This is a genomic window from Pseudomonas sp. YeP6b (assembly GCF_025642995.1).
In the GTDB taxonomy this organism is placed as follows: Bacteria; Pseudomonadota; Gammaproteobacteria; order Pseudomonadales; family Pseudomonadaceae; genus Aquipseudomonas.
The window spans coordinates 1239022-1254759 of record NZ_CP080090.1 but is presented as its reverse complement, the minus strand read 5'-3'; the positions used below and the strand labels follow the sequence as shown (position 1 = coordinate 1254759).

The 15738-nt window shown below is 60.3% G+C and carries 11 protein-coding genes and 2 pseudogenes; 7 read left to right on the top strand and 6 right to left on the bottom strand.

Annotated elements, in window-relative coordinates:
- Positions 1 to 5: 5 nt before the first annotated feature.
- Positions 6 to 1589 (bottom strand): peptide chain release factor 3, encoded by a 1584-nt coding sequence (locus KZH41_RS05595; protein ID WP_094948977.1) that lies wholly within the window; start codon positions 1587 to 1589, stop codon positions 6 to 8.
- 330 nt (positions 1590 to 1919) lie between these two features.
- On the opposite strand from KZH41_RS05595, the gene KZH41_RS05590 reads away from it, so the two are divergent.
- The 5 genes from KZH41_RS05590 (at position 1920) to KZH41_RS05570 (ending at position 6984) form a co-directional block, all read left to right on the top strand.
- Positions 1920 to 2636 (top strand): ABC transporter permease, encoded by a 717-nt coding sequence (locus KZH41_RS05590; protein WP_094948976.1) that lies wholly within the window; start codon positions 1920 to 1922, stop codon positions 2634 to 2636.
- 20 nt (positions 2637 to 2656) lie between these two features.
- The gene (locus KZH41_RS05585; RefSeq protein WP_094948975.1) at positions 2657 to 3553 is read left to right on the top strand and encodes a glycine betaine ABC transporter substrate-binding protein; all 897 of its coding nucleotides are present in this window, start codon (positions 2657 to 2659) and stop codon (positions 3551 to 3553) included.
- Positions 3554 to 3564: 11 nt separating this feature from the next.
- Positions 3565 to 4218, top strand: coding sequence for an ABC transporter permease (locus KZH41_RS05580; protein WP_094948974.1), 654 nt, complete (start codon positions 3565 to 3567; stop codon positions 4216 to 4218).
- Positions 4215 to 5372 (top strand): betaine/proline/choline family ABC transporter ATP-binding protein, encoded by a 1158-nt coding sequence (locus tag KZH41_RS05575; RefSeq protein ID WP_242154446.1) that lies wholly within the window; start codon positions 4215 to 4217, stop codon positions 5370 to 5372. The genes KZH41_RS05580 and KZH41_RS05575 overlap by 4 nt, the downstream gene beginning before the upstream one ends.
- Positions 5373 to 5820: 448 nt before the next feature.
- Positions 5821 to 6984, top strand: coding sequence for a type III PLP-dependent enzyme (locus KZH41_RS05570; RefSeq protein ID WP_083360185.1), 1164 nt, complete (start codon positions 5821 to 5823; stop codon positions 6982 to 6984).
- Between the two features lie 67 nt (positions 6985 to 7051).
- Here KZH41_RS05570 and KZH41_RS05565 read toward each other — a convergent pair.
- From KZH41_RS05565 to KZH41_RS05550, 4 genes and pseudogenes are all read right to left on the bottom strand, one after another.
- Positions 7052 to 7249 (bottom strand): annotated as a pseudogene (locus tag KZH41_RS05565) (type II toxin-antitoxin system RelE/ParE family toxin); the annotation flags it as partial.
- Between the two features lie 2 nt (positions 7250 to 7251).
- Positions 7252 to 7368 (bottom strand): annotated as a pseudogene (locus tag KZH41_RS05560) (ribbon-helix-helix domain-containing protein); the annotation flags it as partial.
- Between the two features lie 65 nt (positions 7369 to 7433).
- Complete coding sequence (locus KZH41_RS05555) at positions 7434 to 8219, bottom strand: tetratricopeptide repeat protein (protein WP_263274503.1); 786 nt, start codon at positions 8217 to 8219, stop codon at positions 7434 to 7436.
- A 1-nt stretch (position 8220) separates the two neighbouring features.
- A complete protein-coding gene (locus KZH41_RS05550; protein ID WP_263274502.1) occupies positions 8221 to 8901 on the bottom strand; it encodes a Fe2+-dependent dioxygenase in 681 nt (226 codons plus the stop codon).
- 207 nt (positions 8902 to 9108) lie between these two features.
- Here KZH41_RS05550 and KZH41_RS05545 point away from each other — a divergent pair, with 207 nt between their 5' ends.
- Complete coding sequence (locus tag KZH41_RS05545; RefSeq protein WP_263274501.1) at positions 9109 to 11391, top strand: TonB-dependent receptor; 2283 nt, start codon at positions 9109 to 9111, stop codon at positions 11389 to 11391.
- A 136-nt stretch (positions 11392 to 11527) separates the two neighbouring features.
- Positions 11528 to 14053: a sulfite reductase flavoprotein subunit alpha gene (locus KZH41_RS05540; RefSeq protein WP_263274500.1), complete on the top strand. Its 2526-nt coding sequence runs from the start codon at positions 11528 to 11530 to the stop codon at positions 14051 to 14053.
- 117 nt (positions 14054 to 14170) lie between these two features.
- On the opposite strand, the gene KZH41_RS05535 is transcribed toward KZH41_RS05540, so the two are convergent.
- Positions 14171 to 15712, bottom strand: coding sequence for an alkaline phosphatase D family protein (locus KZH41_RS05535; protein ID WP_094948967.1), 1542 nt, complete (start codon positions 15710 to 15712; stop codon positions 14171 to 14173).
- Between the last annotated feature and the right edge of the window lie 26 nt (positions 15713 to 15738).

Below are 15738 nucleotides of genomic sequence, written 5' to 3'. Positions count from 1 at the left end.
GGTTTTTAGTGATGCTCGCGGGTCGCGCGGAATTTCACATCCGGCCAGCGCTCTTCCATCAACGCCAGGTTCACCCGCGTCGGCGCCAAGTAGGTCAGGTGACCACCGCCGTCGATCGCAAGGTTTTCCACAGCCTTGTTGGAGAACTCTTCCAACTTCTTCTTATCACTGCAATCGATCCAGCGCGCGGAGTACACGGTGATCGGCTCGTAAGAGCATTCGACCTTGTATTCCTCTTTCAAACGGCTGGCGACCACATCGAACTGCAGAACACCGACGGCGCCGAGGATGATGTCGTTGCTGCGCTCGGGGAAGAACACCTGGGTGGCGCCCTCTTCCGCCAACTGCTGCAAGCCTTGGCGCAGTTGCTTGGATTTGAGCGGGTCACGCAGGCGTACGCGGCGGAACAGTTCCGGGGCGAAGTGCGGGATACCAGTGAAGCCCAGCGCTTCGCCTTCGGTGAAGGTGTCGCCGATCTGGATGGTGCCGTGGTTGTGCAAGCCGATGATGTCGCCGGCAAACGCCTCTTCCAGTTGCTCGCGCTCGGAGGAGAAGAACGTCAGGGCGTCGCCGATGCGCACGTCCTTGCCGGTGCGCACGTGGCGCATCTTCATACCTTTTTCGTATTTGCCCGAGCAGATACGCATGAAGGCGATACGGTCGCGGTGCTTGGGGTCCATGTTCGCCTGGATCTTGAACACGAAGCCGGTGAATTTCTCTTCGACCGGTTCCACGGTGCGCTCGTTGGCAACCCGGGCCAGAGGCTTGGGGGCCCAGTTCACGACGGCATCCAGCACGTGGTCGACACCGAAGTTGCCCAGTGCGGTACCGAAAAACACCGGCGTCAGTTGGCCGTCGAGGAACTCTTGCTGGTTGAACTCGTGGCAGGCGCCCTGCACCAGTTCCAGCTGGTCGACGAAGCGGTCGTACTCGTCACCCAGGTGGTCGCGGGCTTCGTCGGAGTCGAGTTTCTCGATGATCTTGACGTCGGTGCGCTCGTGACCGTGGCCGGCGGTGTAGACAATGATGTAGTCGTCGGCCAGGTGGTAGACACCCTTGAAGTCGCGGTAGCAACCAATCGGCCAAGTGATCGGCGCGGCCTTGATCTTCAGGACCGCTTCGATCTCATCGAGCAACTCGATCGGGTCGCGGATATCGCGGTCGAGTTTGTTGATAAAGCTGACGATGGGCGTGTCGCGCAGGCGGCAAACGTCCATCAGCGCGATGGTACGTGGCTCAACGCCCTTACCGCCGTCGAGGACCATCAAGGCCGAGTCCACTGCAGTCAGGGTGCGGTAGGTGTCTTCGGAGAAGTCTTCGTGGCCCGGGGTGTCGAGCAGGTTGACCATGTGGTCGCGATACGGAAACTGCATGACCGACGTGGTAATGGAAATACCCCGTTGTTTTTCCATTTCCATCCAGTCGGAGGTGGCATGGCGGTCGGATTTGCGGGATTTCACCGTGCCGGCCACCGCGATTGCCTTGCCCATCAGCAGGAGCTTCTCGGTGATGGTGGTTTTACCGGCATCGGGGTGGGAAATAATGGCGAAAGTGCGGCGTTTCGCGACTTCGGCGGCCTGGTGGGTCATGGGAAATCGCCTGGCAGGTGAGTCAAAAAAGGGCGGCGAGTATAGCGCAAACCCAGGGAGCCGGACCACCGTTCAGCCCATTGAGGGTGGCTAAATGCAGCCAAGTGTGGAACCTTTTAAAAGGTAGAGACGTCCACTCCCCTGCTATCGCACTCGGAACAGGGGCTGATAAATCAGCAAGTTAGCCTGACGAGGCTGCGCTCATGGCTTGACCTCATGCCGTCTTACCGGCATTGGCGAGCTGCTTTTCGCGACCACATTCAGAGGCAGCCAGCAATGGCATGCCACGAAGAAATGTGTTCGCCGACAAAAGAAAAAAGGAGTCCGCCTGTGGCTATTCGCTATGGCAAAGGGCTGATAGGTGGAGCGGTTGTCGTCGCTCTCCTGGCCCTGCTGGTCCACTGGATCGGCATCAACACGATCGAACTGTACCGCGACGATTTGTTGTTTTACCTGCAAGCACACCTGATCCTCGTTTTTGTCTCCATGCTGGCAGCCCTCGTTGTAGGGATCCCCGCCGGTATCCTGCTCAGCCGACCGAACATGGTCGGGCGCGCAGAACGCTTCATGCAGATCTTCAACATCGGCAACACCGTCCCTCCCCTGGCCGTACTGGCCATCGCCCTCGGCGTCCTCGGCATCGGCAGTGGCCCGGCCATCTTCGCGTTGTTCCTCGCCTCGTTGCTGCCCATTGTGCGCAACACCTACGAAGGCCTCAAAAACGTTCAAGGCTCGCTGAAAGAAGCCGCCACCGGCATCGGCATGACGCCGCGCCAGGTGCTGTTTCGCGTGGAGTTGCCCAACGCCGTGCCGATCATCATCGGCGGTGTGCGCGTGGCCCTGGCGATCAACGTCGGCACCGCACCGCTGGCGTTCCTGATCGGCGCCAACAGCCTGGGCAGTCTGATTTTCCCCGGCATCGCCTTGAACAATCAGCCGCAATTGCTGCTCGGCGCCGCGTGCACCGCGTTGCTGGCATTGCTGCTCGACGGTCTGGTGACCATGGCCAGCCGCCTCTGGCTGGAACGCGGGTTGCGTCCGTCTTAAGGCTTGGCAAAGGAAATCACATGAAAAAACTGACGTTGATATTAAGCTGCGTCCTGCTGTTTGCAGGCATTGCGCAAGCCGCCGAAAAACCGGTCATCCGCATCGGCGCCCGGGTGTTCACCGAACAGACCCTGCTTGCCGAAATCACCGCCCAGTACCTGCGCACCAAGGGTTACGACACCCGTGTGACCGGCGGCCTGGGCAGTAACCTGGCACGCAGTGCCCAGGAAAGCGGGCAACTGGATATGCTCTGGGAATACACCGGGGTGTCGCTGGTGAATTACAACCATGTAGACGAGAAGCTCGACAACGAGCAGTCCTACGCACGGGTGAAAGAACTCGACGCAAAGAAAGGCCTGGTCTGGCTGTCGCCGTCGAAATTCAGCAACACCTACGCATTGGCGCTGCCAGAAAACGTGGCCAAGGAATTCCCGCAGATCAACAGTATCAGCGACCTGACCCAAGCCCTGGCGGAAAAAAACACAGGCACGCGCCTGGTGGCCCTGGACACCGAGTTCGCCAACCGTTCCGACGGCATGGCCGGCATGGTCAAGCTGTATGACATGAACCTCACGCGCAAAAACACCCGGCAGATGGACGCCGGCTTGGTCTACACCGCGCTGCGTAATGGCCAGGTGTTTGCCGGTCTGGTCTACACCACCGACGGTCGCCTGGATGCCTTCAAGTTGAAGCTGCTGGATGACGACAAGCACTACTTCCCGGACTACACCGCCGCACCGGTAGTGCGCCAGGTTTATCTGGACGCCCACCCGCAGCTGGAAGCTGACCTCAAACCTCTTGCCGCGCTGTTCGACGACGCAACCATGCGCCAACTGAACGCACGGGTCGACGTCGACCACGAAAGCCCGTCCGCTGTCGCTGCAGATTTCCTGCGCCAACATCCGATCAATCAATAAGAGGAGAAGACATGGAATTCCTGAACGCCTTTTCCCATCTTGATTGGGCACTTGTCCTGCATCTGACCTGGCAGCACATCACGTTGGTCGGCATTGCCGTCATCCTGGCAATCGTCGTCGGCGTACCGCTCGGCGTGCTGATGACGCGCTTCCCGACCCTGGCCGGCCCGCTGCAAGCCAGCGCCACGGTACTGCTGACGGTGCCGTCCATCGCCCTGTTCGGCCTGCTGCTGCCGTTCTACTCCAAGTTCGGCCAGGGCCTGGGCCCGATGCCGGCGATTACTGCGGTATTCCTCTATTCCCTGCTGCCGATCATGCGTAACACCTACTTGGCGTTGACCGGGGTTGATCCGGGTATTCGCGAAGCCGCGCGGGGTATCGGCATGACCTTCGGCCAGCGCCTGCGCATGGTCGAACTGCCCATCGCCGTGCCGGTGATCCTCGCCGGTGTGCGCACCGCCGTGGTGATGAACATTGGTGTGATGACCATCGCCGCCACCATCGGCGCCGGTGGCCTGGGTGTACTTATTCTGGCTTCCATCAGCCGCAGCGACATGTCGATGCTGATCGTTGGCGCCGTACTGGTCAGTCTTCTGGCCATCTTCGCCGACCTGCTTCTGCAATGGCTGCAACGCTCGCTGACTCCAAAAGGACTGCTCAAATGATCGAACTTCAAAACCTGACCAAGACTTTTCAAAGCAACGGCAAAACAGTCTCTGCCGTGAACGACGTAAGCCTGACCGTCAACGAAGGCGAAATTTGCGTATTCCTCGGCCCGTCGGGTTGCGGCAAGAGCACCACGCTGAAAATGATCAACCGCCTGATCAAGCCCACCTCGGGCAAGATCCTGATCAACGGCGAAGACACCACCGACCTCGACGAAGTGACCCTGCGCCGCAACATCGGTTATGTGATCCAGCAGATCGGCCTGTTCCCGAACATGACCATCGAGGAAAACATCGTGGTCGTGCCAAAGCTGCTCGGCTGGGACAAGCAGAAATGCCACGACCGCGCCCGCGAGTTGATGAGCATGATCAAGTTGGAGCCCAAGCAGTACCTGCATCGCTACCCGCGTGAACTGTCGGGCGGCCAGCAACAGCGTATCGGTGTGATCCGCGCGCTGGCGGCCGATGCGCCACTGCTATTGATGGACGAACCGTTCGGCGCGGTCGACCCGATCAACCGCGAGATGATCCAGAACGAGTTCTTCGAGATGCAGCGCGCGCTGAACAAGACCGTGATCATGGTCAGCCACGACATCGACGAAGCGATCAAGCTGGGTGACAAGATTGCGATCTTCCGTGCCGGCAAGCTGCTGCAGATCGACCACCCGGACACCTTGCTGGCGCATCCGGCTGATGAGTTCGTGAGCAGCTTCGTCGGTCAGGACAGCACCCTCAAGCGCCTGCTGCTGGTGAAAGCCGAAGACGCGGCGGACAACGCGCCGTCGGTGAGCCCGGAAACCCCGGTGGCCGAGGCGCTGGAGCTGATGGACGAAACCGACCGTCGCTACGTGGTGGTCACCTGCGCCGAGAACAAAGCGCTGGGTTATGTACGACGTCGCGACCTGCACCGCCAGACCGGTACCTGCGGCCAGTACCTGCGCGAATTCAACGCCACGGCGGCGTATGACGAGCATTTGCGCATCCTGTTGTCGCGCATGTACGAGTTCAACCGTTCGTGGTTGCCGGTGATGGATGCGGAGCGGGTGTTCCTGGGTGAAGTGACTCAGGAGTCGATTGCTGAGTACCTGAGTTCTGGTAAGTCGCGTGGCGGTAAGACCAGCATTGTTTCGCCCGCCGAGACAGCGTTGGCCTGATAGACCGCTATCGCGGGCAAGCCCGGCTCCCACAGGGAAATGCATTCCAACAGATGAATGCAATTCAAATGTGGCAGCTGGCTTGCCTGCGATGAAGGCACCGCAAATCCTCCTGATTTACCCCATCCGGGGAACATCAATCCGTCACACCTGTCGGTTACATAAGTAGCTGCACGAGGTCGCGCGACGAACGCGTGCAAAAACGCGACATTTTTAGTTGATCTATAGCCCCTCACGTCCTAAAGTTCGCGCCGAACGTCCATGCTGGAAACGATCCATCCGGCTCAAGTACTGACGACGAGACAGCAAGGCCAAGGGCAGCGTTTATTCCCATGGCCTTTTTGCTTTCGGCGACATGCCTTGGGAAGTAGGCGAACCAAAGTGGGGATACGGAGGACGTTCATTTGCACCCATTGCTAATTTTAGTTTGCCCTTAGGAGTCCCCAGCATGTCGATCAACGTCGAAGATTATTTCGCGCGCGCCACTTTTGACAAAATGAAGGCGTTCGCCGACAAGCAAGAAACCCCGTTCGTGGTGATCGACACCGCGATGATCAGCCAGGCCTACGATGACCTGCGCGCCGGTTTCGAATTCGCCAAAGTCTATTACGCGGTCAAGGCCAACCCGGCCGTCGAGATCATCGACCTGTTGAAAGACAAGGGGTCGAGCTTCGACATCGCCTCGATCTACGAGCTGGACAAGGTCATGGACCGTGGCGTCAGCGCCGACCGTATCAGCTACGGCAACACCATCAAGAAATCCAAAGACATTCGCTACTTCTTTGATAAGGGCGTGCGCCTGTTCTCCACCGACTCCGAAGCCGACCTGCGCAACATCGCCAAGGCCGCGCCGGGTTCGAAAGTTTATGTGCGTATCCTCACCGAAGGCTCGACCACGGCTGACTGGCCTCTGTCGCGCAAATTCGGCTGCCAGACCGACATGGCCATGGACCTGCTGATCCTGGCCCGCGACCTGGGCCTGGTGCCTTACGGCATTTCGTTCCACGTCGGCTCGCAACAGCGCGACATCAGCGTGTGGGACGCAGCCATCGCCAAGGTCAAAGTGATCTTCGAACGCCTGAAAGAAGAAGACGGCATTCATCTGAAGCTGATCAACATGGGCGGCGGCTTCCCGGCCAACTACATCACCCGTACCAACAGCCTGGAAACCTACGCCGAAGAAATCATCCGCTTCCTCAAGGAAGATTTCGGCGACGACCTGCCGGAAATCATCCTGGAACCAGGCCGTTCGTTGATCGCCAACGCCGGTATCCTGGTCAGTGAAGTGGTATTGGTGGCGCGTAAATCGCGCACTGCCGTCGAGCGTTGGGTGTACACCGATGTGGGCAAATTCTCCGGCCTGATCGAAACCATGGACGAAGCCATCAAGTTCCCGATCTGGACCGAGAAGAAAGGCGAGATGGAAGAAGTGGTCATCGCCGGCCCGACCTGCGACAGCGCCGATATCATGTACGAAAACTACAAGTACGGCCTGCCGCTGAACCTGGCAATTGGTGACCGGATGTACTGGTTGTCGACCGGTGCGTACACCACCAGCTACAGCGCGGTTGAGTTCAACGGGTTCCCGCCGTTGAAGTCTTACTACGTGTAAGCACTTCGCACACAAAAAACCCATGACATGTCATGGGTTTTTTTATGGATGCCTACTATTAACGGTCTTAGCGGACGTGCCACAAGCGCAGAATATAGAGTGTTGATGTTTGAATTTCGTACCGCATTTCGTAGGGGCCGACCAATAGTGTTCTTACGTCTCGCGGCTCGAACTCTTCAACTCGTTCACCTATACGCGGATGACTCAATAAGCTCGTAGGTGCCCGGGAAAGTGACTGCACTGTGCACGCCGCCGCGATCCGATTTCGAGGGCTTGCTTAACAAGCAAGCCACGCGGACGATCCATTCGCGCCGCCATCTGATCGACTTTTTGCGCCAAGGCCGTGGGGACGTGAGCTGTCAGTACTTTAGTGTCGGCGCCCATGCATCCTATATTCGCAACATCGCGAAATTTCTGATTAAAATTGAATCAGCCTCAATCATGGTGATTTAGGCTTGTGCAGCAACCTCTGCGCGAGGACGTTCATCGCTTAATAGAATTGCTCGATGCTCAAAATCCTTCGCCAAGCACCTGATCTCAGGCTGCACTGCATTCAATAGCGCGATATGCGCCACCCGCAAAAACTTCAAATTGCCGCCCACCAACGCCTTGCGCAACCATGCCAACGCCTCTTCGACCTGGCCTCTATCGGCCAACACTGCCGCATAACTGAACTGCCCGCGAAAATCCCCGCCTTCGGCTGAGCGGCGATACCACTCGACAGCCGCCTCCAGATCCCTTGGGCAATACTCGCCATCTTCCAGATAACGCCCCAACAGGTTCATCGACTTGGCGTGGCCCTGCTCTGCGGCCAGCCGATAAAACCCCAGCGCTTGCGGTGGGTCTTGCGCGACACCACGACCGGTGGCCAGCAGGTTGGCGTAGTTGTACTGGCCCCAATCCAACCCGGCCTCTGCCGCCAGGCGGTACTCCCGCGCCGCCGCTGCTTCATCGACGGCGCAACCCCAACCATGCTCCAGGCAACGCCCGGCCATGTTGCGTGCCATCAAGTGCCCGCCATTGGCCGCGATCTGGAACCAGCGCAGCGCCAGCGCTTCATCGCGTGCGATGCCGCGCCCTTCCAGCAGGATTTGCCCCAGCAATGCCTGAGCGTCGACCACGCCCTCTCTCGCCGCCATCAGAATCGCCTGGGCCGCACGCACCGGGGAGTCGTCGAGCATGCTTTGCAGTTGCTCAACATTGAGCACTTCTTCACGGCGCACTAAAAAGCCCATCTCAGACCTCGACCCAGCGGCGCAACAAGTTGTGGTAGGTGCCGGTGAGCTGGATCAGCGCCGGGTGGTCAGGGACATCGCGGGTCAGTTGCTGAATCGCGCCGTCCATCTCGAACAGCAAAGTGCGCTGGCTGTCTTCACGCACCAGGCTTTGGGTCCAGAAGAACGAGGCGTAACGCGCGCCAAGGGTCACGGCGTTGACTCTGTGCAGGCTGGAGCCGGGGTACAGCACCATGTCGCCGGCCGGCAGTTTGACCCGCTGCAGGCCGAATGTGTCCTGGATCTCGAGTTCGCCACCGTCGTATTCATCCGGGTCGCTGAAGAACAGCGTCGACGACAGGTCTGTTCGCACGCGCTCGTGACTGCCCCGCGCCTGGCGTACAGCGTTGTCGATATGGAAATCGAAACTGCCGCCCGCTGTGTAGCAATTGAGCAAAGGTGGGAAGACCTTGTGCGGTAACGCCGCTGACATAAACAGCGGGGTTTTCCACAAGCGCTCCAGCATCGCCGCGCCGATTTCCTTGGCCAACGGGTGCCCTTCAGGCAATTGCAGGTTGTGTTTGGCTTTGGCGGATTGGTGCCCGGCGGTGATTTTACCGTCGGCCCACTCAGTGTTTTCCAGGGCTTGGCGAATGCGCAGCACCTCCTCGCGAGAGAACAGGCCGGGAATGTGCAGCAGCATGGGGCAGTACCTGAATGCAGAGAGGCGCCAATGGTATTGATTCTTATCCGCCCTGTAAAACGCGCGAGACGAACGAGTTGGTAAAAACCGTAAGCAAAAAGTGTAAAGAATGTAAATTCAGTGCGAATAGTAATGTATCGCAATTGATAGAAACTCTTATTGATCCTATATTCCGCGGCCTCACAACCTTGGGGAAGGGACACGTCGATGTCGCGCACAATGCTAAAAACACCTGCCAGTTCACCACGTATGTTGGCTTCGGCCATCGGCGTCGCGCTCAGCGCTAGCTCTGCCGCCCACTTGGCGCAAGCAGCGCAAAGCACTGAACAAAAAGGCGAGCGCAACAGCATCTCCCTCGGTGCCACGAGCATTACCGGCCAGGAACAGGACAACACCTCCTACCAGGTGGAAAAAGCCTCATCGCAGAAGTACACCGCGCCACTGGTGGACACCCCGCGCTCGGTAACCGTGGTGCCGCAACAAGTGCTCAAGGACACCGCCGCCACCTCGTTGCAGGATGCCTTGCGCACCGTACCGGGGATTACTTTCGGCGCCGGTGAAGGCGGTAACCCACAGGGCGACCGTCCATTTATCCGTGGCTTTGACGCGCAGGGCGACACCTACCTGGACGGCGTACGCGACACCGGCGGCCAAAGCCGCGAGATCTTCGACATCGAATCGATTGAAGTCAGCAAAGGCCCGAACTCCTCGTTCGGCGGCCGCGGTTCGGCCGGCGGCAGCCTCAACCTGGTGAGCAAAACCCCACAAGCGCGCGACTTCACCAACGGCGGCTTCACCTACGGCTCCGACCAGACCCGTCGCTACGTGCTCGACGTGAACCGCCAGTTCCTCGACAACGCCGCGTTCCGTCTGAACCTGATGAGCCACGAGCAGAATGTGGCGGGTCGCGACACGATCAACTATGACCGCTGGGGCGTAGCGCCCTCTCTGACCTTCGGCCTGGGCACACCGACCCGCGTCAACCTCAGCTACTACCACATGGAAAGCGACGACCTGCCAGATTCGGGGATCCCCTACGGCTACGGCTCGCCGACCGCCACCGCCCACGTGCATGACAAACCCAATGACGGCGGCGACAGCAACAACTTCTACGGGCTCAAGAGCCGCGACTTCCGCAAGACCCGCGCCGATATCAGCACCGTCTCCATCGAGCACGATCTGAACGACAACATGACGCTGAAAAACACCCTGCGCCATGGCAGCACCGGCCAGGACTATGTCCTCACCCAACCGGACGACAGCAAGCTCAACGTCAACAAGTTCGGCACTGTATGGCGCCGCGCCAACAGCCGCGTGTCCACCACCACAACCACCACCAACCAGACCGACCTGTTCGGCAGTTTCCAGGCGCTGGGCTTCAAGAACACCTACTCCACCGGCCTGGAGTTCACCGGCGAAGAAACCCGCGTGAGCAGCTACACCGTGAGCCCGAACGCCAACCCGACCTGCACCGTGGCCAAAGGGAGCCTGGGCGGCCAGTGCACATCGTTGAGCAACCCGACACCAGACGACGCCTGGACCGGCAGCGTCGCACGCAATTACTACGGCACCAACACCAAAGCCGTCAGCCGCGCCGCCTATGTATTCGACACCATTGAGCTCGACCCGAAATGGCTGCTCAACGTCGGCCTGCGCTACGACACCTTCGACACCGAAGCCAGCACCAATGCCGCCGCCGGGCGCAGCAAAATCAAGGAAGACAGCCAGTTCTTCAATTGGCAGGCCGGCCTGGTCTGGAAGCCGATGGAAAACGGCAGCATCTACGCCTCGTACGCCACCTCGGCTACACCGCCCGGCGGCCTGGTGGGCGAAGGCTCCGACGGCAATCCACTGACTGCTGGTGCCGCCAGCAGCGATTTGCAGCCGGAAGAAACCGTCAACTATGAACTGGGCACCAAGTGGGACCTGTTCCACGATCGCCTGTCGCTGACCGCCGCTGTGTTTCGCACCGAGAAGAAAAACACGCGCATCCTGGTCGACGCCTTCACCTACCAGAACGCCGGTGAGTCGCAGGTCGATGGCCTGGAATTGTCCGCCAGCGGCAAAATCACCGATCAATGGCAAGTGTTCGCCGGCTACAGCTACCTCGACAGCGAACTGGTCAGCGCCGGTCTCAATGGGCGTAACGGCGTAGTCAGCAAAGGTTCGAACAAAGGTAACCAGATGCCGAATACGCCGAAGAACACCTTCAGCCTGTGGACCACTTACGACATCACGTCGAAGCTGACCATCGGTGGCGGTGCGTTCTATGTCGACGACGTGTATGGCGATGTAGGCAACACCGTGTACGTGCCGTCCTACACCCGCTACGACGCCATGGCCAGCTACAAACTGACCAAGAACGTCGACCTGCAATTGAACGTGCAGAACCTCACCGACAAGACCTATTACGACAAGGCCTTCTCGACACACTTCGCCAACCAGGCCGCCGGTCGTACGGCGCTGTTGACCACCAGTTTCCACTTCTAAACGGGGCACTCCTTCAGCCCAAAGCCCCACGCATCGGATGCGCGGGGCTTTTGCGTGTAAAACAGAATTTTTCTCGTTAACCCACGGCATAATGCGCGCCGTGACCTAACTATCCAGCTCAGCGAGGCCGTCAGACGTGTTGAAGAAAACCCTGTTCCAGTTGCACTGGTTCTTCGGCATTACCGCCGGGCTGGTGTTGGCGTTGATGGGGATCACCGGGGCTGCGGTCTCGTTTCAGGATGAGATTCTGCGCGCGCTCAACCCCACGGTATTGAGCGTGCAAAAACGCGAAGCCGGTGTGCTGCCGCCCGCCGAACTGGTGCGCAAGCTCGAAGCCACCGAAGGTAAAACCGTATCGATGCTGTGGGTGGAAAACGAAAGCGGCAACGCCGCGCGCGTGTTCTTCACCCCGCCGCCGGGCGAGCGCCGTGGTCAGATGCGCTACTTCGACCCGTACACCGGCGACTACATGGGCGACGCCGTCGGCCAGGATGTGTTCGATTTCATCTTGCAGCTGCACCGCTTCCTGGCCGCTAGCGACACCGGCCGGCAAATCACCGGCGCCTGCACGCTGATCCTGGTGTTCTTCTGCCTCTCGGGCCTGTACCTGCGCTGGCCGCGCCAAGTGGCCAGCTGGCGTGCCTGGCTGACGCTGGACTGGCGCAAAAAGGGCCGCAGTTTCAACTGGGACCTGCACTCGGTGTTCGGTACCTGGTGCCTGCTGTTTTATCTGTTTGCCGCGCTGACCGGCTTGTATTGGTCCTATGACTGGTACAACCAGGGCGTGACCAAACTGCTCTCCGACGCCCCGCATAATGAGCGCATGCGCAAACGCGGCCCGCCGCCCGCAGGCCCGGCGCCGGTGGCCGACTACGCTGCGATCTGGAGCAGCATCTACGCTAACGCCGGCCCTGGTTTGAGCGCTTACAACATCCGTATGCCGGCCGTCGCCGGGCCGCCGGCCATCGTCTATTACCTGCTCAAAACATCGCCCCATGACCGCGCGCAGAACCAGATCAACCTCGACCCGGCCACCGGCGAGGTCAAGTCTCACGACCGCTACGCCAGCAAAAGCTTCAAGTCGCAATTGCTCACCAGCGTTTACGCGCTGCACACCGGCAGCTACTTCGGCTTGCTAGGCCGCATCATCCTCACCGTCAGTGCGCTGTGCATGCCGCTGTTCTTTATTACCGGCTGGCTGCTGTACCTCGACCGGCGCCGCAAAAAACGCCATGTGCGCGATGCGCGCAAAGGCCTCGGCGCCAACCACAGCGATGCCCCCGCGTGGCTGATCGGCTTTGCCAGCCAGAGCGGCTTCGCCGAACAGCTGGCGTGGCAGACGGCTGGGCAATTGCAGGCCGCCGGCCTGCCGGTGAAGGTGCAGCCCTTGAGCAACGTCAGCCAGGACGACCTGCGCCAGTCAGAAAATGCACTGTTCGTGGTCAGCACCTTTGGCGACGGCGAAGCCCCCGACAGCGCCCGTGGTTTTGAGCGCAGCGTGCTCGGCCAGGAGCTGTCGCTCAAAGGCCTGAACTATTCGGTACTGGCCCTGGGTGATCGCCAGTACCAACACTTCTGCGGTTTTGCCCGGCGCCTGCACTTCTGGCTGACCAACCAGGGCGGCAACCCGCTGTTCGCCCCAGTGGAAGTCGACAGCGGTGACACCGAGGCCTTGCAGACCTGGCAACAGCAACTCGGCCAGATCACCGGTCACGCGCCGGCAGCAGCCTGGCAGACCGCCCAGTACGAAAACTGGACCCTGAGCCAGCGCACCCTGCTCAACCGCGACAGCGTCGGCTCGGCCATCTACCTGCTGGGCCTCACACCGCCCTCGCCACACAGCTGGTTGGCCGGTGACTTGGTGGAAATCCTGCCACGCAATTGCACATGGGCCATCGAGCACTTTCTCGCAGGCCTGGGCCTGGCCGGCAGCGACGGCGTGCTGATCGATGGCCTGGCGCAAACCCTCAACCAGGCACTGGCCACCCGCCAACTGCCGGACAACCGCGCGCACTTGGTCGGCCTGCATGCCCAGGCACTGGTGAACGCATTGGTGCCGCTGGGCATGCGCGAATACTCCATCGCCTCGATTGCCGCTGACGGTGTGCTGGAGCTGATCGTACGCCAGGAACGTCACCCCGACGGCAGCCTAGGCCTGGGTTCCGGCTGGCTGACCGAACACGCCGCCCTCGGTTCCAGCATCAGCCTGCGCCTGCGTCGCAACAGTGGCTTCCACCTGCCGGACGCGCCGGTACCGCTGATCTTGCTGGGCAACGGCACCGGCCTAGCCGGCCTGCGCAGCTTGCTCAAGGCGCGCATTGCCGATGGCCAGCAGCGCAACTGGTTGCTGTTCGGCGAACGCAATATCGCCCACGACTACCTGTGCCAGGACGAGCTGCAAGGCTGGCTGGCCAGCGGTGATCTGGCGCTGCTGGACCTGGCGTTTTCCCGCGACCAGGAAGAGAAGATCTACGTACAGGATCGCCTGCGCGAGTCGGCGGATGTGCTACGTCGATGGCTGGCGGATGGCGCCGCCATTTATGTCTGCGGCAGTTTGCAGGGCATGGCGACAGGCGTGGATCAGGTGCTGCACGAGGTGCTCGGCAGCGAGGCGGTGGAGCGCTTGATTGAGCAAGGGCGCTATCGTCGGGATGTGTATTGACTGATCGTTCCCACGCTCTGCGTGGGAACGCATCCTGTGACGCTCCGCGTCACGACCTTAAGAGCGGACGCAGAGCGTCCAAGCCGGCATTCCCACGCAGAGCGTGGGAATGATCGTCTATACGGGCTGCAGTTTTTGCTCGAACACGGAGACTCCATCCAGGTCGCGCAAAATCACCGTCAACTCAGCCGTCTGCCCATCAATCTGCACCTCACCAAAAAACTGAAACCCGGCAAACGGCGAGGTGTTTTGCGCAGGCGGCGCCTTCTCGAACACCACCTCGGGACCAAAAGTTTTATCCAATGGGTTAGGCCCAAAACTCCCCGCATTTAACGGCCCCGCGACAAACTCCCAGAACGGCTCGAAATCCTGAAACGCCGCCCGGTCCGGGTGATAGTGATGCGCCGCACAGTAGTGCACATCCGCCGTCAGCCACACGTGGTTACGCACCTGTTGCGCGCGCAAAAAGCCCAACAATTCGGCAATCTCCAGTTCACGGCCTTGGGCCGGGCCAGGGTCGCCGTTGGCAATCGCTTCCCAACGCGGTACGCCGGGGCTGACCTCGCCGTCGGGCACGCCTAGGCCGATAGGCATGTCAGCGGCGATGACTTTCCACTGCGCCTGGGAGGCCTTGAGTTCGCGCTTGAGCCAGTCCAGTTGCTCACGGCCAAGGAAGGGTTTTTCAGCGCCCAGGTTGTCATCGTTGGGGCCGCGATAACTGCGCATGTCCAGCACGAACACATCCAGCAACGGGCCGTAGCTGAGCTTGCGATAAATCCGCCCGCCGCCGTCGGCGCTTTGCCGGCGCATCGGTGAATATTCCAGCCAGGCCTGGCGTGCACGGCCAACAAGGGTGTTGATATCCCGGGTTTGATAACGCTCATCGAGCTGCTTGCTCGGCGACCAGTTATTGACCACCTCGTGATCGTCCCACTGCCAGATCTGCGGCACCTCGGCGTTGAAGCGGCGCACGTTTTCGTCGAGCAGGTTGTAGCGGTAGTTGCCGCGATATTCATCCAGGGTTTCGGCCACTTTGCTCTTGGCTTCGGTGGTGATGTTGCGCCAGATGCGCCCACCTTCGGTGGTCAGTTGCGCCGGCACTGGGCCGTCGGCGTAGATGGTGTCGCCGCTGTGGATAAAGAAGTCCGGCAGGCGCAGGCGCATGGCTTCGTAGATGCGCATGCCGCCGATGTCGGGGTTGATGCCGAAGCCTTGGCCGACGGTGTCGCCACTCCACACAAAACGGATGTCGCGACGTTGCTGCGGCACACTGCGCAAGTGGCCGAACCACGGCTCGCTGGCAACGCCGGTCTGGGCGTCTTCAAAATGCACGCGGTAAAAGATCGCCTGGTCGACCGGTAACCCAGTGAGCTCGACGCGCGCGGTGAAGTCGGTGCGGCTGTCGGCCAGCGGCGAAATGAATTTGCGCGGGTTACTGAACACGCTGCGGGTGTCCCACTCCACCACCATTTTTGCCGGGCGGTCGCTGCGGCTCCAGATCATCGCGCGGTCGCCCAGCAGGTCGCCGGACTGCACCCCATCGGTGAGTTGCGGCCGGTCTTTGACCGACGCGATCACAGCCGGAGCGAGGCCCGGCAGCAACAGGCCAGCGCCGACGGCTTGCATCACGCGGCGACGGCCGAGGTCGAAGTGGCTCATGCAGGTGCCCTCTGAATATTCAAAAG

Bases quoted from the DNA above. Each gene is read 5' to 3' on its own strand.
- KZH41_RS05595 (WP_094948977.1), bottom strand. From the start codon at position 1,589: ATGACCCACCAGGCCGCCGAAGTCGCGAAACGCCGCACTTTCGCCATT.
- KZH41_RS05575 (WP_242154446.1), top strand. From the start codon at position 4,215: ATGATCGAACTTCAAAACCTGACCAAGACTTTTCAAAGCAACGGCAAA.
- KZH41_RS05555 (WP_263274503.1), bottom strand. From the start codon at position 8,219: ATGGGCTTTTTAGTGCGCCGTGAAGAAGTGCTCAATGTTGAGCAACTG.
- KZH41_RS05585 (WP_094948975.1), top strand. From the start codon at position 2,657: ATGAAAAAACTGACGTTGATATTAAGCTGCGTCCTGCTGTTTGCAGGC.
- KZH41_RS05535 (WP_094948967.1), bottom strand. From the start codon at position 15,712: ATGAGCCACTTCGACCTCGGCCGTCGCCGCGTGATGCAAGCCGTCGGC.
- KZH41_RS05545 (WP_263274501.1), top strand. From the start codon at position 9,109: ATGTCGCGCACAATGCTAAAAACACCTGCCAGTTCACCACGTATGTTG.
- KZH41_RS05580 (WP_094948974.1), top strand. From the start codon at position 3,565: ATGGAATTCCTGAACGCCTTTTCCCATCTTGATTGGGCACTTGTCCTG.
- KZH41_RS05550 (WP_263274502.1), bottom strand. From the start codon at position 8,901: ATGCTGCTGCACATTCCCGGCCTGTTCTCTCGCGAGGAGGTGCTGCGC.
- KZH41_RS05570 (WP_083360185.1), top strand. From the start codon at position 5,821: ATGTCGATCAACGTCGAAGATTATTTCGCGCGCGCCACTTTTGACAAA.